Annotated in this window: 20 protein-coding genes; 5 read left to right on the top strand and 15 right to left on the bottom strand. The window is 65.8% G+C overall.

The features are described from left to right. Nucleotides 1-392 precede the first annotated feature (392 nt). From B4U45_RS30750 to B4U45_RS21570, 9 genes are all read right to left on the bottom strand, one after another. On the bottom strand, nucleotides 393-3,638 hold the full coding sequence (locus B4U45_RS30750) for a PPE family protein (protein WP_122526384.1): 3,246 nt from the start codon (nucleotides 3,636-3,638) through the stop codon (nucleotides 393-395). A gap of 347 nt (nucleotides 3,639-3,985) precedes the next feature. Beyond that, nucleotides 3,986-5,872: a PPE family protein gene (locus tag B4U45_RS21605; protein ID WP_075548877.1), complete on the bottom strand. Its 1,887-nt coding sequence runs from the start codon at nucleotides 5,870-5,872 to the stop codon at nucleotides 3,986-3,988. 193 nt (nucleotides 5,873-6,065) lie between these two features. Further along, a complete protein-coding gene (locus B4U45_RS21600; protein ID WP_075548878.1) occupies nucleotides 6,066-6,512 on the bottom strand; it encodes a hypothetical protein in 447 nt (148 codons plus the stop codon). A gap of 1 nt (nucleotide 6,513) precedes the next feature. After that, a complete protein-coding gene (locus B4U45_RS21595) occupies nucleotides 6,514-7,791 on the bottom strand; it encodes a DUF58 domain-containing protein (RefSeq protein WP_075548922.1) in 1,278 nt (425 codons plus the stop codon). Continuing rightward, on the bottom strand, nucleotides 7,775-8,752 hold the full coding sequence (locus B4U45_RS21590) for an AAA family ATPase (RefSeq protein WP_075548879.1): 978 nt from the start codon (nucleotides 8,750-8,752) through the stop codon (nucleotides 7,775-7,777). Before B4U45_RS21590 ends, B4U45_RS21595 begins: the two co-directional genes overlap by 17 nt. 38 nt (nucleotides 8,753-8,790) lie before the next feature. Beyond that, the gene (locus B4U45_RS21585; RefSeq protein ID WP_075548880.1) at nucleotides 8,791-9,273 is read right to left on the bottom strand and encodes a hypothetical protein; all 483 of its coding nucleotides are present in this window, start codon (nucleotides 9,271-9,273) and stop codon (nucleotides 8,791-8,793) included. Further along, nucleotides 9,270-10,229 (bottom strand): DUF4129 domain-containing protein, encoded by a 960-nt coding sequence (locus B4U45_RS21580; protein ID WP_075548881.1) that lies wholly within the window; start codon nucleotides 10,227-10,229, stop codon nucleotides 9,270-9,272. The genes B4U45_RS21585 and B4U45_RS21580 overlap by 4 nt, the downstream gene beginning before the upstream one ends. A gap of 85 nt (nucleotides 10,230-10,314) precedes the next feature. Beyond that, nucleotides 10,315-11,184 (bottom strand): SDR family NAD(P)-dependent oxidoreductase, encoded by an 870-nt coding sequence (locus B4U45_RS21575; RefSeq protein ID WP_075548882.1) that lies wholly within the window; start codon nucleotides 11,182-11,184, stop codon nucleotides 10,315-10,317. Continuing rightward, nucleotides 11,181-11,783, bottom strand: coding sequence for a TetR/AcrR family transcriptional regulator (locus B4U45_RS21570; protein ID WP_075548883.1), 603 nt, complete (start codon nucleotides 11,781-11,783; stop codon nucleotides 11,181-11,183). The genes B4U45_RS21575 and B4U45_RS21570 overlap by 4 nt, the downstream gene beginning before the upstream one ends. Nucleotides 11,784-11,826: 43 nt before the next feature. Between B4U45_RS21570 and B4U45_RS21565 the strand changes: the two genes are divergently transcribed. From B4U45_RS21565 to B4U45_RS21555, 3 genes are all read left to right on the top strand, one after another. Further along, nucleotides 11,827-12,963: a phosphotransferase family protein gene (locus B4U45_RS21565; RefSeq protein ID WP_075548884.1), complete on the top strand. Its 1,137-nt coding sequence runs from the start codon at nucleotides 11,827-11,829 to the stop codon at nucleotides 12,961-12,963. Further along, on the top strand, nucleotides 12,963-14,078 hold the full coding sequence (locus B4U45_RS21560; protein WP_075548885.1) for an Rv3169 family protein: 1,116 nt from the start codon (nucleotides 12,963-12,965) through the stop codon (nucleotides 14,076-14,078). The genes B4U45_RS21565 and B4U45_RS21560 overlap by 1 nt, the downstream gene beginning before the upstream one ends. A gap of 177 nt (nucleotides 14,079-14,255) precedes the next feature. Further along, nucleotides 14,256-15,602 (top strand): flavin monoamine oxidase family protein, encoded by a 1,347-nt coding sequence (locus tag B4U45_RS21555; protein WP_075548886.1) that lies wholly within the window; start codon nucleotides 14,256-14,258, stop codon nucleotides 15,600-15,602. Here B4U45_RS21555 and B4U45_RS21550 read toward each other — a convergent pair. Continuing rightward, on the bottom strand, nucleotides 15,597-16,559 hold the full coding sequence (locus B4U45_RS21550; RefSeq protein ID WP_075548887.1) for an alpha/beta fold hydrolase: 963 nt from the start codon (nucleotides 16,557-16,559) through the stop codon (nucleotides 15,597-15,599). The genes B4U45_RS21555 and B4U45_RS21550 overlap by 6 nt on opposite strands. Before the next feature lie 160 nt (nucleotides 16,560-16,719). Between B4U45_RS21550 and B4U45_RS21545 the strand changes: the two genes are divergently transcribed. Continuing rightward, nucleotides 16,720-18,075 (top strand): flavin monoamine oxidase family protein, encoded by a 1,356-nt coding sequence (locus B4U45_RS21545; protein ID WP_167381710.1) that lies wholly within the window; start codon nucleotides 16,720-16,722, stop codon nucleotides 18,073-18,075. 18 nt (nucleotides 18,076-18,093) lie between these two features. On the opposite strand, the gene B4U45_RS21540 is transcribed toward B4U45_RS21545, so the two are convergent. The 5 genes from B4U45_RS21540 to B4U45_RS30515 form a co-directional block, all read right to left on the bottom strand. Continuing rightward, complete coding sequence (locus B4U45_RS21540) at nucleotides 18,094-18,471, bottom strand: ester cyclase (RefSeq protein ID WP_219859584.1); 378 nt, start codon at nucleotides 18,469-18,471, stop codon at nucleotides 18,094-18,096. A 50-nt stretch (nucleotides 18,472-18,521) separates the two neighbouring features. Beyond that, nucleotides 18,522-19,250: a DUF2652 domain-containing protein gene (locus B4U45_RS21535; RefSeq protein ID WP_075548888.1), complete on the bottom strand. Its 729-nt coding sequence runs from the start codon at nucleotides 19,248-19,250 to the stop codon at nucleotides 18,522-18,524. 113 nt (nucleotides 19,251-19,363) lie between these two features. Further along, nucleotides 19,364-19,597: a hypothetical protein gene (locus B4U45_RS21530; protein WP_036391787.1), complete on the bottom strand. Its 234-nt coding sequence runs from the start codon at nucleotides 19,595-19,597 to the stop codon at nucleotides 19,364-19,366. A gap of 200 nt (nucleotides 19,598-19,797) precedes the next feature. Next, the gene (locus B4U45_RS21525; protein ID WP_240316597.1) at nucleotides 19,798-20,328 is read right to left on the bottom strand and encodes a DUF5994 family protein; all 531 of its coding nucleotides are present in this window, start codon (nucleotides 20,326-20,328) and stop codon (nucleotides 19,798-19,800) included. Between the two features lie 508 nt (nucleotides 20,329-20,836). Then, nucleotides 20,837-20,974 carry a citrate/2-methylcitrate synthase gene (locus B4U45_RS30515; RefSeq protein WP_371686945.1) on the bottom strand — a complete coding sequence of 46 codons (138 nt, stop codon included), beginning with the start codon at nucleotides 20,972-20,974 and terminating at the stop codon, nucleotides 20,837-20,839. Between B4U45_RS30515 and B4U45_RS30510 the strand changes: the two genes are divergently transcribed. Beyond that, nucleotides 20,973-21,410, top strand: coding sequence for a hypothetical protein (locus B4U45_RS30510; RefSeq protein WP_075548890.1), 438 nt, complete (start codon nucleotides 20,973-20,975; stop codon nucleotides 21,408-21,410). The two genes, B4U45_RS30515 and B4U45_RS30510, sit on opposite strands and share 2 nt — an antisense overlap. Nucleotides 21,411-21,632 lie beyond the last annotated feature (222 nt).

The raw sequence follows: 21,632 nt of genomic DNA, 5'->3' as shown, positions 1-21,632 counted from the left end.
GCGCATTCGCTCAAACCTGTTGTGATGGCAGGCGTTCGGGGGATGTCTGGGGTGCTCACCGAGTCGGGCGTCATGCCGCGGCATCGAGTGCGCATTGACGGCTTTGAGTGCGTTTGTAGGGCGGGATCCGCCGCGATCAGCCGCCCTGACGGCACGGTCGGCGCCATCAGCACACACTCGGCGCCATCAAAGCACCCTCGGCGCCATCAAAGCACACTCGACGCCGTCAGCCTCCGACCCAACCGCACCAGCACGCGATTTCCATCTCCCCGCAGCGGGAGCAGGCCCACGACCGCCATTGGCGACAAGCTAAGGTGCACAATGCATTTGTCCCTGGTAAGCGGGCACAATGCACCTACGGAGACTCGTGTGGCTGAGGTGACGGTCGCCGGCTAGTGGAAGAACCCTGACTGGCTGTCACCGGTGTTGAAGCCGCCGGAGCTCAGCGTGCCCGAGTTCTGCACGCCCGAGTTGTCGCTACCTGAGTTGCCGACGCCGGCATTGTCACTGCCGGAGTTGGCGATGCCCGTGTTGGCGATGCCCGTGTTGAAGAAGCCCGCCAGCCCGCCTCCACCCGAGTTTTGGACGCCGGACACATAGGCGCCCCCGGTCGTGTTCTGGAAGCCGGAGGTATCGGTGCCCGAGTTGTAGAAGCCCGACATATTGGTACCCGTGTTGCCGAAGCCCGACACCGAACCGGGCTGGTCGATCGAGCTGCCGAAGCCCGTGTTTACGCTGCCCGCATTGAACAGCCCGGTGTTGAGGTCTCCCGAGTTGAACCACCCCGTGTTCTCGTTGCCCGAGTTGAACCAGCCGGTGTTGACGCCGTCCCCGGCGAAGCTGTTGAAGCTGCCGGTGTTTCGCGTGCCCGAGTTTCCGAAGCCCATGTTGTCAAGGCCCGAGTTGCCGGCCCCCACGTTGAACCGTCCGGCATTCCCGATTCCGAAGTTGCTGTCGCTCCCGTTTCCGAAGCCCGTGTCCCAGCTGCCGGCGTTCCAGAAACCGGTGTCGACGCTGCCGGAGTTCGCGAAACCGTAGTTAGCGTTGCCCGAATTGAAGAAGCCGACGTTGTTGTCTCCGGAGTTGAAGAACCCGATGTTGTTGTTGCCCGAGTTTCCGAAGCCGATGTTGTTGGTGCCCGCGTTCAACCCGCCGATGCCGATCATGTTGTCGCCGGTGAGCCCGAACCCGATGTTGTTGTTGCCGTGGTTGCCGAAACCGAAATTGTTGTTGCCCAGGTTGCCGAAGCCCAGGTTGTGCGAGCCATGGTTTCCACTGCCCACGTTGGAGCTACCGAAGTTCCCCCCGCCGAAGTTGTAGCTGCCCCGGTTTGCGCTGCCCAGGTTCCCGTTGCCGAAATTGCCGAAACCGACGTTAGCGCTGTTGAGGTTTCCGCTGCCCAGGTTGAGATCTCCGAAGTTGCCGATGCCGAAGTTGGTATTGCCCAGGTTGCCGTTACCCAGGTTGAAGAAGCCGCGGTTTCCGCTGCCCAGGTTGGCGTTGCCGAAGTTTGCGCTACCGAAGTTGAAGTCACCGGTATTCCCACTGCCGAAATTGAAGTCGCCGGTGTTTCCGCTGCCCGGGTTGAAGTCGCCGATGTTGCCGATGCCAAGGTTCCAGGCGCCGGTGTTCCCGAAGCCGGTGTTGATGCCCGGAATGCTGGTCGCCGGCACGGACAGGTGGGGCAAAGCGGGAATGGCAACCGTCGGCAAGATCCCGTGCAAGAAGCCCGACTGGTTGTCGCCGGTGTTGAAGAACCCCGAGCTGAACATGCCCGCGTTGGCGATTCCCGAGACCAGCTCACCGGAGTGGGCCAGGCCAAAGTCGTTGGTGCCCTTGTTGAACAAGCCCGAGTTGAGCGTGCCCGAGTTGAACCAGCCCGCATCGCCGTCGCCCGAGTTGCCGATCCCCGAGTTCAAGCCGAGGCCCGTGTTCGTGTTCTGCAAGCCGGAGGTGGCGGGGCCGGTGTTATTGAACCCCGAGACATCGGTGCCCGTGTTCCCGAAGCCCGAGACCGAACCCGGCTGGTCGATTGAGCTGCCCAGGCCCGTGTTCACGCTGCCAGCGTTGAACAGGCCCGTGTTGGTGGCGCCCGAGTTGAAGAAGCCAGTGTTGTTCGGGCTCGAGTTGAAGGAGCCGGTGTTTCCGCCCGGTGCGGGGAATGCGCCGCCGCCGGAGTTGAAATCGCCGGTGTTGAAATCACCCGAGTTGAAGAAGCCCATGTTGTCCGAGCCCGCGTTGCCGACGCCCATGTTCTTGAAACCCGCGTTGCCGAAGCCGAAATCGAGGTTGCCCCCGTTCCCGGCGCCGGTGTTCCAGTTGCCCGAGTTCCAGAAGCCCGTGTTGATGTTGCCGGAGTTTGCGAAGCCGAAATTACCGCTGCCCGAGTTGAAGAAGCCTACGTTGTTGTCGCCGGAGTTGAAGAACCCGATGTTGTTGTTACCGGAGTTCCCGAAGCCGATGTTGTTGACGCCCGAGTTCAGCCCGCCGATGCCGATCTGGTTGTCGCCGGTGAGCCCGAAGCCGATGTTGTTGTTGCCATGGTTCCCGAAGCCGAGGTTCTTGCTACCGAAGTTTCCGAAGCCGATGTTGTTGGCGCCGTGGTTCCCGGAGCCCACGTTCAAGGGGCCGAAGTTTCCGCTGCCGAAGTTGTCGCTGGAGTGGTTTCCGCCGCCGAAGTTTGCACTGCCCCAATTTCCGAAGCCGATGTTTCTGTTGCCGTCGACGGGTCCGGTGTTACCGCTGCCGAAGTTGAGATCGCCGCGATTGCCGTTGCCGAGGTTGAGGCTGCCGAAGTTTCCGTTGCCCAGGTTGAAGAAACCTCTGTTTCCGCTGCCCAGGTTTCCGTTGGCAACGTTTCCGCTGCCGAGGTTGCCGTTGCCGTAATTTCCGCTGCCGAAGTTGAGGTCACCGTGGTTGCCGCTGCCCAGGTTGACATTGCCGATGTTTCCGATGCCCAGGTTCCACGCACCGGTGTTGCCGAAGCCGGTATTGATCGCCGGCAGAATCGACGCCGCGACGACCCCCGCCGGGCTGGCGGCCACCGCCGAGCCGACCGCAGCCGCAGCCGCCCCAACCGGGCTGGCCGACACCGCGCCGGCCACTTGGCCCGCCAAACCTTGCGGCGCGCCCTGCCAGGGCGCCAACTGCCCGGCGATCACCGACACCCCGCTGTGATAGCCGGCCATGGCGGCCACGGCTGAGGCCCACATTCCCTCGTACTGAGCCTCGGCAGCCGCAATCGCCGGCGCGTTCTGCCCGAACAGATTCGATAGCACCAACCGCACGAACTGATTGCGGTTGGCCGCCACCACCACCGGCCGAACCATCGCGGTCCGCGCGGCCTCGAACACACTGGCCACCGCGTTGGCCTGGGCAGCCGCCCCCGCCGCCCGCGCCGCCGCCGCAGTCAGCCACCCCGCATACGGAGCCGCCGCCGCGCCCATCGCCTGCGCCGCCGGACCCTGCCATGCCTGACCCGCCAGCCCGGACGTCACCGACGAAAACGACGACGCGGCAGACCCCAACTCAGCAGACAACCCGTCCCAAGCCGTCGCGGCTTGCAACATCGGGGCCGAACCGGCACCAGAAAACATTCGCAGCGAATTGATCTCCGGTGGCAAGACTGAAAAATTCATCGCATCCGTCCCTTCTGAGCCCCGGCCAGCATCGTCCGATCGGCGAAAACCGAGCATCGCGCGAACGCGTTTGGGTTCAACAGGGCCTTCCGGCCCTAGTCATGAGGCCGAAAGTTCAGAGGCTAATGCGGTGCCGTCGCGGACATGCGGACGTCGGTAGTTGGTCTCCGCCACCGCGCTGGATAGCCCACGGCGAGCCGGTGCCTTGGGTGCGACCGCCACCAAGAGAGCCGAATGTGCGCCGACCGCCAGAAACGCTTGTTGCGTTGCGCTACAACGGGTTCGCTGTTTGGGCGCAGCACCACGGCATCTTTAGCCGAGGAACCGAGACCCGGATACCCGTTCCGTTAGGGCTGACCGAGGATACCCGCCTGGTTGTCGCCCTGGTTGAACAAGCCCGCACTGCCGTCACCGGAGTTCCCGACACCGGAGCTGCCAAGTCCCGAGTGGAAGAGACCCGAGCTGAAGCCGAGCGTGGCCGTGTTACCGATGCCGTAAACGAAGGTGCCCGAGTTTGCGATTCCGGTGTTGTTGTTGCCCGAGTTGAACAGGCCCGTCTGGCCGTCACCGGTGTTCTGGAAGCCCGAGCTGGAGTCACCGTGGTTCTGGAAGCCGGAGGTGTCGTTGCCGTTGTTGAAGAAGCCCGACACGTTCGTACCGGTGGTACCGAAGCCCGACGAGGTCGCCCCGGCGGGCGTGGCCGCACTGCCAATCGCCGTGTTGAAGTCGCCGGAGTTGAACAGGCCCGTATTGACGTCACCGAAGTTGCCGAAGCCCGTGTTCGCGTCGCCCGCGTTGTAGAAGCCGGTATTCAGGCCGCCCGAACTGAATCCGCCGGTGTTGTCGTGCCCTGAGCTACCCAGGCCCAGATTGGCATCCCCCGAATTTCCGAAGCCCATGTTGGTGAAGCCCCCATTGCCGAAACCGAAGTTGATGGAGCCACCATTGCCGATGCCGGTGTTGGTGTTACCGGAGTTCCAAAAGCCACTGTTGGTGTCGCCCGAGTTGGCGAAGCCGAAGTTGCCGGTCCCCGAGTTGAAGAAGCCGAAGTTCCCTTCACCGGAGTTGAAGAAGCCGATGTTGTTGTTGCCCGAGTTCCCGAAGCCCATGTTGTTGGTGCCGGTGTTGAACGCGCCGAAGCCGACCTGGTTGTCACCGGTGAGCCCGAAGCCGATGTTGTTGTTGCCGTTATTGCCGAAACCGAAGTTGTTGTCGCCGATGTTCGCGAAGCCGATGTTGGAGGAGCCGATGTTGGCGCTACCTATATTGAATGCGCCTTGGTTCGCATCCCCGAAGTTGTTGCCGCTACTGAAATCAAACGGGTTAAAGGTGTTGCCACTGCCCAGGTTTCCGCTGCTGAAGGAATTTCCGAAGCCGAAGTTCCCGTTACCGAAGAAGTTTCCGCTGCCGAGGTTGAGATTGCCCCGGTTGCCCCAGCCGAAGTTGGTGTTGCCAGTGTTTCCGCTGCCGAAGTTGGCAAAGCCGAAGTTGCCGCTGCCCGAGTTGAGGTTGCCGATGTTTCCGCCGCCAAGGTTGAGGCTGCCGAAGTTCCCGTTGCCCAGGTTGAACGAGCCCTTGTTGCCGCCACCGATGTTCCAGTCGCCGGTGTTTCCAAGACCCGTGTTGGACAACACAATCCCAAAAGGTGCTGCGGCCGGTGACGCGGCCGCCGCACCCACGGCCGACGCCGCCGCCTGACCCAGGCCCGGCAACCGGGACAACGCCTGTTGCCACGACTGCAACGCCGATGCTGCCGTCGCCGCCCCACCGTGATACCCGACCATCGCGGACACATCCGCGGCCCACATCTCCTCGTAGATTCCCTCAGCCGCGGCGATCAACGGCGCGTTCTGACCAAACACATTGGAAAGGACCAGCTTCACGAAGGCATTCCGGTTCGCGGCCACCTCGAGCGGATGAACCATGGCCGACCGCGCCGCCTCGAACGCACTCGCCACCGCCTTGGCAGACGCCGACGCTCCCACCGCCCGTGCCGAGGCCGCCTCCAAGAATCCCGCGTATGGCGCTGCCGCGGCGGTCATGGCCTCTGCGGCAGCACCCTGCCACGCCTGGCCCGTCAGCCCCGAGGTCACCGACGTGAACGACTGCGCCGCCGTGCCCAACTCCTCGGCCAACCCGTCCCAGGCTGCCGCCGCCTGCAGCATCGGTGCAGACCCCGCGCCGGTAAACATGCGCAGCGAATTGATCTCAGGGGGCAAGACAAAGAAGTTCATCAGCTAGTCCTTTCGTCCGGTCGCCACACCGCATTCCTCCCCGGGCCGCGCAACGGATGCCTGAGCTTCGGGCGACCGTCCACAGCACTACACCGGTTATCGCAGACTTTAGGAAAATCGCCGCATGAATGTGGGGAGTTCCGTCAAACTCGTTGAACATTATTGCTGACAGCAACATGGACCCAGTTCACACTCAGCCGATGAACGGGCGGGTCGCCAGCACATAGATCGCGACCACCGCCACCGGCGCCACCAACGGCAACCACGGCACCTGCAACGGAAATGACGTCGCGACCAATCCGGCTAAGGCGAATCCCGCGGCGGACACGATCGTTGGCAAACTGCCCACCACGAGACCAATGGCGTGTCGGCACACCAGATAGGCGGCTGCGCACAACCCCGACAGTGCGGCAAGCCCCTGCGACGGATCCGACATCACCAACACCGACACCGACAGCAGCACCGCAATCGTTGCCGCCGGCCGAAACGCGATCCCCGCCGCCACCGCAAGAGCGGCCGCAATCCCGACGGCGACGGCCGGCCCGTGCGCCCCGACGACGGCGGACGCCACCATCAGCAGGCCGAACAACGAGGACCCGACCCGACTGAGCTTGCCGACCTGACGGGCAGAAACGCCCATGTCAGTGCCTTCCCGCCAGCTGTCCGCGCCCCCGACGACGGCGATCGGGCAAGGTGCTCATCGACAGCTCCAACGGACGATCCCCTTGCCAGGACAGCACGTCGACACCGACGGTGGCCATGTCGCGATACATCGCGGAGCGCTGCAGCGCCCACAGCCGTACCACCAGCGGATCCTGCTCGCCCTCGAACGGAGACCCGTCGAGAACGTCGACGGCAACTACCACATGACCGCGTTTGCGCAAGTCGATGAGTGCCAGCGCGAATTCGGTGTCGAGCAAGGTGGAGAACGCGATGACAATCGCCCCGGCCGGAACGGCAGCACGCGGCGCCAATGTTCCGGTAGTCCTTTCGAACCCGTCGCCGGTGGCCAGCACGGTATCGAGCACTCGATAGAACTGGCGCTGGCCGATATCGGCGCCCAGCCACCGGGGACGGTTGCCCCCCAGCGCGACGATCCCGGCGCGGTCACCGTTGCGCAGTGCGGTCTGCACCACCTGAGCGGCGCCACGCGCGATTCGCTCGGTGGCCTCGGTCGCCGGACCCGGCGGCTGCCGATAGGTGTCGATGAGCACGACCACGTCGGCGGCGCGGTCGGTCAACCGCTGCGTCACGTGCAATCGGCCACGCCGCGCGCTGACCGCCCAATTGACGGCGCGCAGCTGGTCGCCCGGCACGTAGGGGCGAATGTCCGCGTATTCCACGCCCGGGCCGATGTGCCGGGTGAGGTGGGCACCCAGACGGTCGAGCAATTCGGTCTGCGGAATCGCCGTGGGCTGTGGCGGTGTCAGCGGAAAGACCACGATTTCGGCCGCGTCGACGGTTCCTGACCCGGTCAGCAAGCCGCCGCGTGCGACCACGTCGACCCGGGCCCGGATGGGATAGCGACCCCATCGCGGGGCCGACGCGGCGACCATTCTGGCTGTGCGGCAATCCGATTGGAGAGCATCGAGCTGCATGCCGGTGGGCGCCGAGACCGTCACCTCGATCGGCTCCGACCCGGATTGAGCGGTGGAATCCGTTGTGGCCCAAACCTTGACGTGTACCTGCTCATTCTCGAAGCAGCGCTGCGAATCCGGCTCGCCGAGCACCTGGACGGCCGGGACCGGTCGCTGCCAGTAGATAGAGCACAGCACGCCGAGCAGCGGCGCCGCGAACGCGATCAGCTGCCAGCGACCGCCGATGACGGCAGCCGCCAGCGCCGCTGCCGCACCGGTAGCGATCGCCAGCGTCAACGGTGACGCACGCCAGCGCAACTCGACTTCACGCGTCTGGATCATTCGCCCCATTGGTTCGCGGAACAGGCAAGCGGCGCAACAGTTCTCCGACGACGTCGGCGCCCTGTACCTTTCGCACCCACATCTCCGGACGCAACGTGATCCGGTGTGCGATCGACGCGGTGGCCAGCGCCTTGACGTCCTCGGGGATCACATAATCGCGCCCGAGCAGCAGGGCACGGGCACGCGCGAGTTGGACCAGGTCGAGTTCGGCACGCGGACTGGCGCCGACGGCGACCTGGGGGTGATGCCGCGTCGCGGTGGCCAGCGACACCACGTAGTGCAAGACGTCCTCGTGGACGGTCACCTGCTCGACCGATTCCCGCATCGCCAGCAGGTCGTGCAGGTCGACGACCTGGTTCACCGTCGGTTCGGCCGACCCGCGGTCGAGACGACGGCGCAGCATCGCGGTCTCGTCCCGCTCGGAGAGGTAGCGCAGCTCCAGCCGAATCGCGAACCGATCCAACTGTGCCTCGGGCAGCGGGTAGGTGCCCTCGTACTCGATCGGGTTGTCGGTGGCCAGCACGATGAACGGTGTGGGCAGCTTGTGCGTCTTGCCGTCGATGCTGACCTGGCCCTCGGCCATCGCCTCCAGCAACGCCGCCTGGGTTTTCGGCGGCGTGCGGTTGATCTCGTCGGCCATCAGCAGGTTGGTGAAAATCGGACCAGGGCGAAACTCGAAGCGGCCCGACTGCATGTCGTAGATCGTCGAGCCGAGCAGGTCGGCCGGCAGCAGATCAGGCGTGAACTGCACTCGCTTGAATTCCAGCCCCAGCGCGGCGGCGAAGGAGCGTGCGATCAGCGTCTTACCCAGACCGGGCAGGTCCTCGATGAGCACATGGCCGCGCGCCAGGACGGCGGTGAGGATCAGCGTGAGCGCGGCGCGTTTGCCCACCACGACGCGTTCGATTTCGTCGAGCACCGCCTCGCAGCGGGCCGTCGTGGTCGCAACCGGCATATTCATGATCGGGTCATGATCGAGTCACATTCGTCCTACCAGCCTCATACCAGCTCGAATTTTTCCAGGATCGCCTCGAGCGCCGCGCGGCCGGGACCGGGCTGATGCGCACCGGAACGCACGACGTTGTTGGGGTTGACCCATTCCCACAACTCGGCGCCGAACAGCATCTGGCCGGTGGCGTGAAACGCCGCCGGGTCTTTGGCCAGCCGTTGACCGGTCGCGATTTCATATCGGCGCGCCAGCATCGGACGCAAGTGCCGGTCCCAGTCCGCGCGGGTGGATTCCGACCACCGGATCGTGGTCTCGGTGCTCGACAGCCAGCGGCGCAATCCGTCGCCGAGATCGTCGTGCTCGGGCTCGACGGCCGGCGAGGATCCGCGGCCGAGGACCCGGCGGACATTGAGCAACACCAGGCCCACCGCCACACCGGAAGCCGCGAGCACGAACCGGCGATCCTGCACGATCAACCCCAGCAGCTCGATTCCGACGATGAGGCAAACACCCAGGACGACAAGCTTTTTCACAAGGCAGCTCGCTGGATGCGGGGCGCCAGTTCGTCGAGCACCAGCCGAAGGACCCGGACCGCGAGTTCGCGGTGCCCCTCGTTCATCACGTGCGGACTGAACCGAGCCTCGGCGAACAGGTTGACCAGCTGTCCGGCGTTGTCGGCACGCAGGACGCCGTGTGCGACGGCGCGGGCCAGCACCTCGGTGGGGGTGTCGAAGTCCTGAGGAACGGCACCGGGAACGTTGGCGAGCTCCCGCTCCATCGCCGCGTAGCAGGCGATGATCGCCTCCCGCGGCTCGCGATCCAGATCGGTCATCTCGGCCAATCCCAGTTCGGCCGCCCGAGCCAGCAATTCCGACCCCTCGGCCGGCCCCGGGAACTCGACGTCGTCGGCGGCGACGCTCGCCGGGGGTGCGCCGCGCCACCGCCGCCGTGCCATGACGGCTGCTGCCACGACGATCATGATCAACAGCGGAACCGTGTACGCGAGCAGGATTTCCAGGGTGTGTCCGGGATTGCCCGGCGGGTGCTGCCTCGGCGGCGCCGCGGGGCGGGGCGCCGGCGGTGGCGCGCTCTGATCCGCCGAGGGCAGCGAGGAAGCCACTTCCCGCGGCACGACCAGGCGAGCGAGCAGCGTCGCGACCAGCAGCCAGGCCACGATCACGCCCAGCCCGATGAGCAGCACCCGCCAACTCGGACGTCCCTTGCCGCCGCCGAGCATCTCGGACAGGGTCCCCGCACTGGGCGCCTCCGCGCGCGGATCGCGTAATCGCGCGATCATCGCGAACGCCATCAGCGCGACACTCGCGCTCAGGGCGACGATCACGAACGTCAGCGCCGCCCGGCCGCTACCCGGCTCCGAGCGGGAGCCGCCGTCGGCAGCCGGCAGATAGCCACGCAGGGCAGCGGCGACCAGGATCAACAGCAGGATCAGGACGACAACGCGTCCTGTCGGCTTGTCGATACCGGGCATCTGGCACACCTGCCTGCCGCCGTTGCGGCCTGGGATTTCTTCATACTGGCACGTCGAAGACCCGTGTCGCCACCAGCGGCCGAAGTTACTGCCCCGGCCGGAACGGCCGGAAGCTGCCGTCGAGAACCTCCCGGTGCCCGATCGTGCGCCCGGTGACCACGGCGGCGTCAACGAGTGCCAATTCCACTGCCGCCCTGGCGAATTCATCGGCCGGGGCGGTGTCGTCGAATTCCCGGGCGTAGTAGGCCAACCCCGGAGTGAGGATGGGTTTCGACGGCGCCAGCGCGTTGACCGCGATGTTGTGGCCGGCGAGATCGAAGGCCGCGCACTGGGTGAGATGCTCGAGCGCCGCCTTGGCTCCGCCGTATCCGGGCAGCACCCCGCCGCTGCGATCCGGATACGGCCCGTCGCCGGGTAACCGGGAGGCCACCGAGGTGATGTTGACGACCCAGCCGCCACCCGCCGCGACCATGTCGGGACAGGCGAGTTGCATCAACTCGTAGGCAGCGAACACCGAGATCTCGAAGTGCCGGCGATAGGCGGCCAACGGGATACTGAGGAAACCGGGCCAGCCGGGTTTGCCGTCGGTCGGCCTGACCGGCTTGGCGTGCGGTTGCGCGCCCGGCACCGGCGGGCGACCGGGCGCGGTGAACGCCGCATTGTTGACCAGGATCGTGATCGGCCCCAACGCATCTCGCGCTTGGGTCACCAGCCGTGCGACGTCGTCGCGCTCGGTCAGGTCGGCCCGCACCGCGATCGCGCGTCCGCCTGCCGCCTCGATATCGGCCACGGTTTCGCCGATGGTCCCCGGCAGCCGGTCGTCCCACACCTGCTCGGTGCGCCCGGCGACGGCCACCGCCGCGCCCTCGGCCGCCAATGCCAACGCGATGGCACGGCCCAATCCGCGGCTGGCGCCGGTGACGAGCGCGCCGCGGCCGGCCAGCCGCCGCGTCACCGGGTCACCCCGTGCACCAGGATCGCGGCGGTCTGATCCACCCATGTGTCGTCGAGCTTCTCGTCCGGGCGCAGCAGCATTCGCAGCATCGTGGCTCCCCCGATCAGTTCGATCAACCGGTCCGGGTCGACGTCGGGATGCGCCTCACCGCGTTCGACAGCCTCCCGCAACCGCGCCCGCACGGCGACGAACAGGTCGGTGAACCGTGACATCACCCGGGCGTTGAGCTCGGCATCGGCGGTCATATCGGCCACCAGGCCGGGCAACGCGGCCCGTACCACCGGGGTGGTGAACACGTCGCGGGTGGCGGCGAGCATCATCGCGATGTCGGCGGCGATATCGCCGGCCGGAGCCTGCAATGCCGTGGGGGCCGCCGGGAATGCTGCCTCGTGGACCAGTTCGGCCTTACTCGACCAGCGCCGGTACAACGCCGATTTCGTGGTCCCGGCACGTTCGGCGACCGCGGCCAGGCTCAGGTTCGAATAGCCGATCTGCACAAGCAATTCCGCGGTCGCCGCCAAGATCGCCGAATCGATGCGCGGGTCGCGGGGCCGGCCGGCGCCCGGGGCCTTGTCAAGGGAGGACGGGTCTGCTTTCATAACGCTACCTACCGTATCGTAATTATCGCGGGAAGGAAGACCTGTGACCAACGAACCGGCGATTGGGGACATCGACCGCCTGCAGCGCTCGAGTCGTGACGTCACCACCCTGCCGGCGGTGATGTCGCGATGGCTGTCGACCGTGTTGCCCGGCGGCGCCGCACCCCAGGTGAGCGTGGAAAGCGGCGTCGATTCCACCGGCATGTCGTCGGAAACCATCATTGTGACCGCGTGCTGGCGTCAGGACGGCCAACCCATCGAGCAGAAACTGGTGGTCCGGGTGGCGCCCGCGGCCACCGATGTGCCGGTGTTCCCCACCTATCGACTCGACCACCAATTCGAGGTGATACGGCGAGTTGGCGAACTGACCGACGTCCCGGTCCCCAACGTGCGCTGGATCGAGCCCACCGGGGACGTGCTCGGAACTCCGTTCTTCCTGATGGATTACGTCGACGGCGTGGTGCCGCCCGACGTGATGCCCTACACCTTCGGCAACAACTGGTTCGCCGACGCCGCGGCCGAGCGTCAGCGCGAACTACAGGACGCCACGGTGGCAGTGCTGGCCACGCTGCATTCGATCCCCGACGCCGAGAACACCTTTGGATTTCTGGCCAAGGACTTCCCCGGCGACACCGCGCTGCGCAGGCATGTCAACTGGGTTCGCGCCTGGTACGACTTCGCGGTACCCGACATCGGCCGATCTCCGTTGCTGGAGCGGACGTTCGCCTGGCTCGACGACAACTGGCCGCACGAAGCGGATGCGCGCCAACCGGTGCTCCTGTGGGGGGACGCCCGGGTGGGCAACGTCATGTATCGCGACTTTCGTCCGGTGGCGGTGCTGGACTGGGAAATGGTCACGCTGGGTCCCCGCGAACTCGATGTCGCCTGGATGATCTACGCGCACCTCGTCTTTCAGGAGCTGGCCGCCCTGGCGACGCTGCCTGGGCTGCCCGAAGTGATGCGCGAAGCCGACGTCCGGGCCACCTATGAGCGCCTTACCGGCGCCGAACTTGGCGACCTGCATTGGTTTTACGTGTATTCGGGTGTCATGTGGGCCTGTGTGTTCATGCGTACCGGCGCGCGCCGCATTCACTTCGGTGAGATCGACAGACCCGACAACGTCGAATCGCTGTTCTACCACGCCGTTTTGATGAAGCGCCTTATCGGAGAGGACGACTGATGATCGGGCCACTCGACGAATATCCGGTGCACCAACTTCCCCAGCCGATCGCCTGGCCGGGTTCCTCCGACCGCAACTTCTATGACCGCTCCTACTTCAACGCCCACGACCGCACCGGAAACATCTTTGTGATCAGCGGTATCGGCTACTACCCCAACCTCGGAGTAAAGGACGCATTCCTGCTAATCAGGCGCGGGGATACCCAAACGGCGGTACATCTTTCCGACGCTATCGACCAGAACCGGCTGCGCCAGCACGTCAACGGCTATCGCATCGAGGTCGTCGAGCCGCTGCGCAAGCTGCGCCTTGTCCTGGACGAAACCGAAGGCATCGCAGCCGATCTCACCTGGCAGGGGTTGTTCGACGTCGTCCGGGAACAGCCGCACATACTGCGGTCCGGCAACCGGGTGACGCTGAATGCGCAACGGTTCGCCCAGCTGGGCAGCTGGAGCGGCCGGATAGCGATCGACGGCGAAGAGATCGCGGTAGACCCCGCCACCTGGATCGGCAGCCGCGACCGGTCCTGGGGCATCCGGCCGATCGGTGAGCCCGAGCCGGCCGGCCGGCCCGCCGATCCGCCATTCGAGGGAATGTGGTGGCTGTACCTGCCGATGGCGTTCGACGCTTTCGCGGTCGTGCTGATCATTCAGGAGGAGCCGAACGGATTCCGCTCGCTCAACGACTGCACCCGGGTGTGGCGCGACGGCCGCGTCGAGCAGCTGGGCTGGCCACGGGTCACAATCCACTACCGCTCCGGCACGCGGATCCCCACCGGGGCCACCATCGACGCGACGGCACCCGACGGCGCCCCGGTGCATTTCGACGTGGAGTCCAAGCTGCCGGTGCCGATCCACGTCGGCGGCGGCTACGGCGGCGATTCCGACTGGCTGCACGGCATGTGGAAGGGCGAGAAATTCGTCGAGCGGCTGACCTACGACATGACCGATCCGGCGATCATCGCCCGGTCCGGCTTCGGCGTCATCGACCACGTCGGCCGTGCGATGTGCCGCGACGGCGAGGCCGAACCGGTAGAGGGCTGGGGTTTGTACGAGCACGGCGCGCTGGGACGCCACGACCCGTCGGGGTTCGCCGACTGGCTGACGGTTGCACCGTAAGCGCGCCGTAACGGGGCGCCGGCCACCGCACCCCGACGTCAATGCCGATGTCGTGCTGTCGGCTGTCGGGGCTCAACGGTAGTCAGTCGGGCCCGGTCACATCAGTCACTCGAGTCACCCGGCGTCGGGGTGTTGGTTTTTCCGACGGATCCGCCGAAATGCGGTTGACTGGAGGACGTGACAAACCCACGCTGGATTGTCGACGTGGTCATAGTCGGTGCCGGCTTCGCCGGACTGGCGGCAGCCCGCGACCTGGCCGGTCAGGGTCATGACGTGCTGGTCTTCGAAGGCCGCGACCGCGTCGGCGGCCGATCCCTCACCGGCAACGTCGCGGGATTACCGGCGGACATGGGCGGCACGTTCGTCGGACCCACGCAAAACCAGGTCCTGGCCCTGGCCGACGAGCTGCGAGTTCCGACCATCCCGACCTACCACGACGGCAAGAACGTGATCCACTGGCGGGGCGCGGTGCGCCCGTACAGTGGCACGATCCCGAGGCTTTCGCTGGCCGGACTGCTCGACATCGCGCGGTTACGCTGGCAATTTGAGCGGCTTGCCCGCGCCGTGCCGATATCGGCGCCCTGGGATGCGCCGCGAGCGCGCCAACTCGACGGCGTGTCACTGCGTCAGTGGTTGCGCGCGGTGCGCGCCACCGCGTCGTCACACGACCTGATGGCCATCATGGCCCGGGTGACCTGGGGTTGCGAACCCGAAGACGTCTCCATGCTGCACGCCACCCGCTATGTGCGCGCGGCCGGCGGCCTGGACCGGCTCCTGGACGTCGAAAACGGCGCCCAACAAGATCGGTTCGCGGGCGGCACCCAGCAGATCGCCGACCTGGCGGCGGCCGAGCTGGGAAACCGGGTGGTGCTGGATGCCCCGGTGCGTCGCATCGACCGGCACGGCGCGGGTGTGACCGTCACGTCGGATCAGGGACATGCCGAAGCTGGGTTCGTCATCGTGGCGATCCCGCCCGCACACCGTGCGGCCATCGAGTTCGATCCCCCGCTGCCGCCGCAATACCTGGAACTCGCCCGGCATTGGCCGCAGGGTCGGTTGAGCAAGGCCTACGCCGCCTATTCCACGCCGTTCTGGCGAGCCAACGGATTCTCCGGCCAGGCCCTGTCCGACAACGGCCCGGTGTTCATCACCTTCGATGTCAGCCCACATGACGACGGGCCGGGCATCCTCATGGGTTTCGTCGATGCCCGCGCATTCGACTCGCTGCCCACCGAGCAGCGTCGCCGCGACACGTTGCGGTGTTTCGCATCGCTGTTCGGCGACCAAGCGCTCAAGCCTCTCGACTACGCCGACTACCGTTGGGGCAGCGAACAATTCGCGCCAGGCGGTCCCACCGCCGCGGTGCCGCCCGGTTCCTGGACCAAATACGGGCGGTTGCTGCGCGAACCGGTTGGGCCGATTCACTGGGCCGGCACGGAAACCGCGGATGAATGGACCGGCTATTTGGAGGGCGCCGTCAGGTCCGGTCGCCGTGCGGCCACCGAAGTGTCCGCACGGCTATGAGCTGATCCGCCGGACGGCGGAATTGCGCGTGACCGATTCGGCCAGGGTGCGCAAATGGCGGTTGACCTCGTGGTGCTGTTCCAGCATCGAGCAGTGGCCGCCCGGCAACTCGACGAGATCGAAGACATTGGGTGCGGCACTGGCAATTTTGCGGGACTGACTGATCGGCGTCAGCCGGTCACGCTTGCTGCCGATCACCAGGGTCGGCACCGTCAAACCGTCGAGGTTGATATGCCGGGGCCCCAGTTCCTGCACGAGCATCCGTGCACAGCCGCCGCGCCCTGCCGGTGAGGTCTGCGTGAACAGCTCGTAGACCAGCCGCGCGGTGCTCGGGTGGGCATCGGCCCCGACGGCCATCATTGCGACCATGAGCTGGGTCGGTATCCGGACCGCGCCCGGTATCCGAAATCCCCCGAACGCGTTGATCAAGCCGCGGCCGGCCAGTACTCGTGCCGCCGACAATTCCCGTGGCACCGACAGCAACTTCACCTTGCTGAGCAGGTCGCCGGTGGTCGTGTTGATCAAGGCGACCGCGTCGGCACGTCGGAGTACCTTGTGGCGATAGCGTTCCGACCAGGCCGAGATGGTGATCCCGCCCATCGAATGCCCGGCGATCAACGCCCGCTCGTGCGGGGCCAGCGTCGCGTCCAACACCGAATCCAGGTCGGAGGCAAGGTGTTTGAGGGTGTAACTGCCGCGCCGCGGAATGCCGCTGTTCCCGTGTCCGCGGTGGTCGAAAGCGATCACCCGATAGTCGGTGGCCAGGTCGGCGATCTGATACGCCCACACCCGGATGGAGCAGACGAAGCCATGCGTCAAGACGATCGGATAGCCGTCCGGCGGCCCGAACACCTGGGTGTGCAACGGAGTACCGTCGGCCGCGCGAACGGTCAAGCTGCGACTGGGCGGCAACGCATCGGGCAACTGGTTCGGCACACTGCCGCGGGTGGACTTCATCGCCGCTCCCCCTTCGAACGCGGCTTCGTCGCCGCCCTCCGGATGCAGCCGAGTTTACCTGACGGTAATGTGGGGCCGGTCACATTTGCGTGAACACGATCTGGTAACGACGCTGAGCAGCCCACATTTCCGGATCGCGCGGGTGTGAGACGCTGACATCGTGTCCCAGATGTCCCGCCGGGGGTTCTTGGCGGCAACGGCGGGTTTGGGCTGCGTCGTCGGGTCCGGGGTAACGGCCGGGTGCGCCAAGACAGCGCCTCCGGACCACCAAGCGGTGCTGGTCATCGGCGCCGGAATGGCGGGGTTGGCCGCGGCCCGCAGTCTTGCCGACGCGGGTTGGCCGGTGCAAGTGATCGAAGCCCGCAATCGGATTGGCGGCCGGGTGAACACCACCCGCGACTGGGGTCCGCCACTGGAAATGGGCGCGTCGTGGATTCACGGCACGACAAACAACCCGCTGGCGGAGTTGGCGCGCAAAGTACAGGCGCAATTCGCGCCGACCGACTACAACCAAGCGGCCAAGCTGGTGATCGATCCGCGCCTAGGGCCCGTCGAGTACCGCCAGGCAACCTGGCGGGCGCTGGTAGGGCAGGCTCGCGACGAGGTCGACGGCGGCAGTCTGGGCGCCGCCCTCGACGCCCAGGCGGAGCGCGACGAGTTGTCCGATAGCGAACGCGCCCAATTGGCCTACTACGTCAACACCGAAATCGAAGACGAGTACGCCGCGGATGCAGACCAGCTCTCCGCCACGACGTTCGACAAAGGCACGTACACCGGCGGACCGCAGGTGGTCATCACCAGCGGATACGATGCCGTGCCACGCTCACTGGCCGACGGGCTTCCCGTCGTCCTCAATACCGCGGTCACAGCGGTGGTGCGACAAGGCAATTCGGTGATCGTGCGAGCCGGTGACCGGTCCTTCGAAGGACCCGCCGCGATCCTCACCGTTCCGCTCGGCGTGCTGCAAGCCGGAGCGATAACCTTCGATCCGCCGCTTCCGGATGGACACGCACACTCCTTGCGGGCGTTGGGATTTGGCGTGCTGTCCAAGAGCTACTTCCGCTTCGCGCAACGGACCTGGGACCTGGAAAACGCGTTCTACCAATTCCTGGGCGCAGACACCGGGATGTGGGCGCAATGGCTGACGTTGCCGGCCGCCGCCGGACCGATCGTGTTGGCTTTCAACGCCGGTCACCGCGGCCGGCACGTGGAGTCCTCGGCACCCGGTGAGTTGATGGCCTCCGCGCTGCCCATCGCCCGGCAGTTGTTCGGCACTGACGTCGCGCTCGTCGACGTCAAATCGTCGACCTGGACCGTCGATCCCTATGCCCTTGGCTCGTACTCGTTTCACGCGCCGGGCTCCGGTCTCGACGATCGCCGCCGGCTGCAGGAACCGATCGGTGACCGGCTTTACCTCGCCGGCGAGGCTGTCGGCGAAGACAATCCCGCCACCGTGCACGGCGCCTTGCTCAGCGGCCGACACGCCGCGGCCGAATTGATGCGCCGGCTGCAATGACGTTGCCGGGATGCCCGGTCAGTAGGCTTCCAGCGCGGCCACGTTGCGCCAACTCGGCCACGTCGTCTCCCAGATCCGATGGATTCGACCGTTGCGGTACGCGGCGATGAGCACAACCTCTATTCGGGTCGGCTGTTCGCCGGGGCGAGACGTGGTAATCCACAACCGTCCCGCGACCTTGTCGGCGGCCGCCACCCACGCCTGCTCGTCGTACTCGACCGCGTAGCTGATGTCGGTGGCATAGACGTTGCGGTGGCTGTCGCGGAATTCGGTGAAACTCTGACTCAGCCCGTCGGAGTACATCACGAAGTCGGGGTCGTAGTAGTGCTCGAAGAGATCAGCGTTCTTGGCCACGACCACCCGGTCGAACATCTCGCGAAGCAGCGCCACCGACACCGGCCGATCGTATCCGGGTTCGGAACTGCGACGACTGCCCGCCGCCCGGCTCACGCGGGAAGCTCTTGTGCGCCGCGATCAATGTTGTGGAACTGCGCGCAGGGCTGTTTTGCCCCCAGCATGAAGGGCAACGCCTTCGCCCCGAATCCCAGCTTCGCCGAAAGCCGGGCGAAGAAGCCGCGTTCCACCACCACGGGCAGCACCTCGAAGGTGGCGAGATCGATATAGTAGGTCGCCGTTTGGCCGATGCCCTCGAAATCGTGGTTCAACGCAATCGAGAGCTTCCGCATCGACTCATCGAGGCAAGCGGCCACCACGTCGGTCATCAGCACGTACTCCGGCACCGGCACCAGGTTCTTCAGCATCCGGTGCACGAGAATGACATCGAAGCCGGCGAGTTCGACCCGCCGCTTGACCTTCTGTTCGGCGACGTCGCCTTCGTGAGTGACGAACTTGAGCGATAAATTGCCCAGTTGCGAACAGCTCGCGCAGTCGCAGGCGATGTCTTTCTTGAGCCTTTCCCGCCGCGCCAGGAAGGCTTGCCGCATGGTTGTTATCCGCTCGCACACAACGACTTTCGGGTTTCCGCCGGGCGCCCAGAAGAACGCCGCATCGCCCTCCAGCTTGGCCAGCTTGAGACCGTTACCGGCGTCGATCACCGCTTCGAGCAACTCTGCCACCGTCTGCTGCGCGTGGACCAGATGCATGCGGTTCCACGTCATGTAGCGCGTGTATCCGCCGATATCGGCAATGAGCAACACGGCGCGCCTAACGGCCATGAAATTAAGATTTTAGCGGTCTGACCCGACACAGTCGATGCTGGCCCGCGCGAAGATCGGCGCCAGCGCAACCGCTTCGGTGGCGCTCTGCCGGACCGTCGTCGGGGCGGCGGTCAGGAGGCCTTGGTGTACCTGCGGACCAATTCACCGTCACCGAAGGTGCTCACGTAGTCCAGGCCGGCGTCGTCGCGGCCGAAAAACGTCCATTGCTTCGGGCTTCTATTCGGCTCACTGATCAGCTTGACCTTGAAGGGAACATGGGTCGGGCGCACGGTGCCGATGACGTCACCGACCCGGATCTCCGACGGATGAATTTCCGGTGCGTCCCACCAGTTCTGTATGGCCATGAGATACATCCTTTCTTACGAGCGTCGGCGCGACACGTCTCAAGCGCAGGCCCGCACCGAGCATGATGTGGGGCTTCAGAGGTGGGTTGCCCAAGCGTCCGGAGGTCAACGAAGTCGCCGGCTGGTCGCGGTCGGACCGTACGCCGAGAAGTGTTGCCGCTGCACGGCGTTGCGCGGTTGGAGAGGTACCCATTAAGCCGTCATGACTGCAGATCGGCCGGAGCGGCGTGCGCGGCCGCATCATCCCGGACAGGTCGGCCGCAGTGTGCGCTTTCGGCCCGAGCAGCACGCAGGATGTCGCCGCAGGTCTGGAATTCCTGAGTGTCCCGCTCCTCACCCATGGCGGGCAGTCCCGCACATCTGCGCAACACCATCTTGGCCAGAGCCGCGGACGTGCGGCACGGTACCACCAACAGGTTCGCCGAGGCCCGGCTGCCGGTGATCGTCATCAGTCGCTGGCGTACGACAACCCGGCCACGCTCAGCCCTGTCCCCTACCCCGGGACGGTTCAGCGCATCGAGATCCGGCGAGCTTTCCAGCGAGGACCAGTTCACGGTGATGGCGGTGATCTTGCCCAACCGCGCGCACAGCGCATCAACCAACTCGGGAAGCTCGCGCGCTATCGAGGCCGTGTGCGGCCACCACGCCCCGTCAAGCGGCGCACCCAGCTCCATCGCCAAGGCGACCCGCACGGGGCTGGCCAGGCGCCGCCCACCCACTGCTCCGTTCATGGCGCTGACATTGCCCAGCCGAAAACCACCCGCGTCACGCGGCCGTGGCCCAGCAACATCATCACCGCCACCGGTCGACCCGCGCGCAACTCGCGATGATCCATTGACGACCCCTTCACTTCGGCCTGACCCGGCACACACGTGTGGGGATCGACAAACGAAGCCAGTCACAGACCCGTGGTTGCGATGCGGTCGCAAACCCTGAGATCAGGGCTGGCTACGAAAGAAAACCTCACCATGGACACTACACCCACGGCGGCGGTAACCGCACCGAGTTGAGTGATCAGGTGACGACCCGGTCGGTGTGGCTTCCGGGCCCGCCGCACCGGGTCGCAGTCCCCGATTTCGACCGCCGCGCACCGTCGTTGCACGACCGGTTCATGGGCCGCGCGACGAAAGTCCAGATTCGGCCTGATTCCAGTCGCGGCCAACATATCCCGCTCCAGGATGGGGTACAGGATGGGGTAAGTGTGGAGCCACCGCTGACCCTCTCGTCCGGCCACCCGCATCAGGGCTTGCCCCTGGCCGACACCCGCCAGTCACCGTTCTGGTACACCCGGTGACCGCATCCTACGATCTTCTCGTTGCGGGCCAGTTTGCTGGTCGACCACTCGGATGTCCTTGCAGCAGCGCCTATTTCGAACATGTCACGCATCACCGCCTCGTTGGTGCAACCTGAGCGCACTACTCGCCCAGGCCGACGTGATCGCACCGGCATCGCCGGCGACGACCAACTCGGCGACGACGCGCGCGGCATGGCCCGCATTCGTCTGACCAACCATCTCACCGGCGCTTTGCTGTTGTCCTACGTGCTTTCCTGGACGCCGCCCAGAGCGTGCACTCCGACCTCGATACTGGCACCGACCTGCCCTACCGGCCGGCGGTCACTCCCCGAGCAACTGCCGGCTCAGCTGCAATGTCCCGACGCCGTGCCCTGCGCCGGGGCGGGTTACCCGCTGGATGGGCTCCCACGGGTCAGCCTCCGCAAAGCCTCGGGCGGCACCGGGATGGCCTTGGGCGCTGCTGGTGTGGTCCTGTTTCGCTGCCGGGCAAGACGGCGACTGGTCACATGGGTCGCATGAGTCACCGGAGGTCAGGGTGCCCGTCGCGCCCGGCTAAGCTGTGGGGTATCCCGTCGATCACCGAAAACACCGGGCGCAGGCCTTCGTGGGGGCTGCCGGAGTCGTCGGCCAGCGCGCCGCATTCAGCGCCTCGGCATCAAGAGCGCCTCATCAAGCGCCTGGACCTCACCGGGCTCGGTGAGATACGTGTGCATCTTGGCCTTGCTCGTCGGCACACTCGAC

It is taken from the genome of Mycobacterium persicum (assembly GCF_002086915.1).
In the GTDB taxonomy this organism is placed as follows: Bacteria; Actinomycetota; Actinomycetes; order Mycobacteriales; family Mycobacteriaceae; genus Mycobacterium; species Mycobacterium persicum.
The sequence above is the reverse complement of the archived record's forward strand: the minus strand, read 5'-3'. Positions and strand labels throughout refer to the sequence as shown.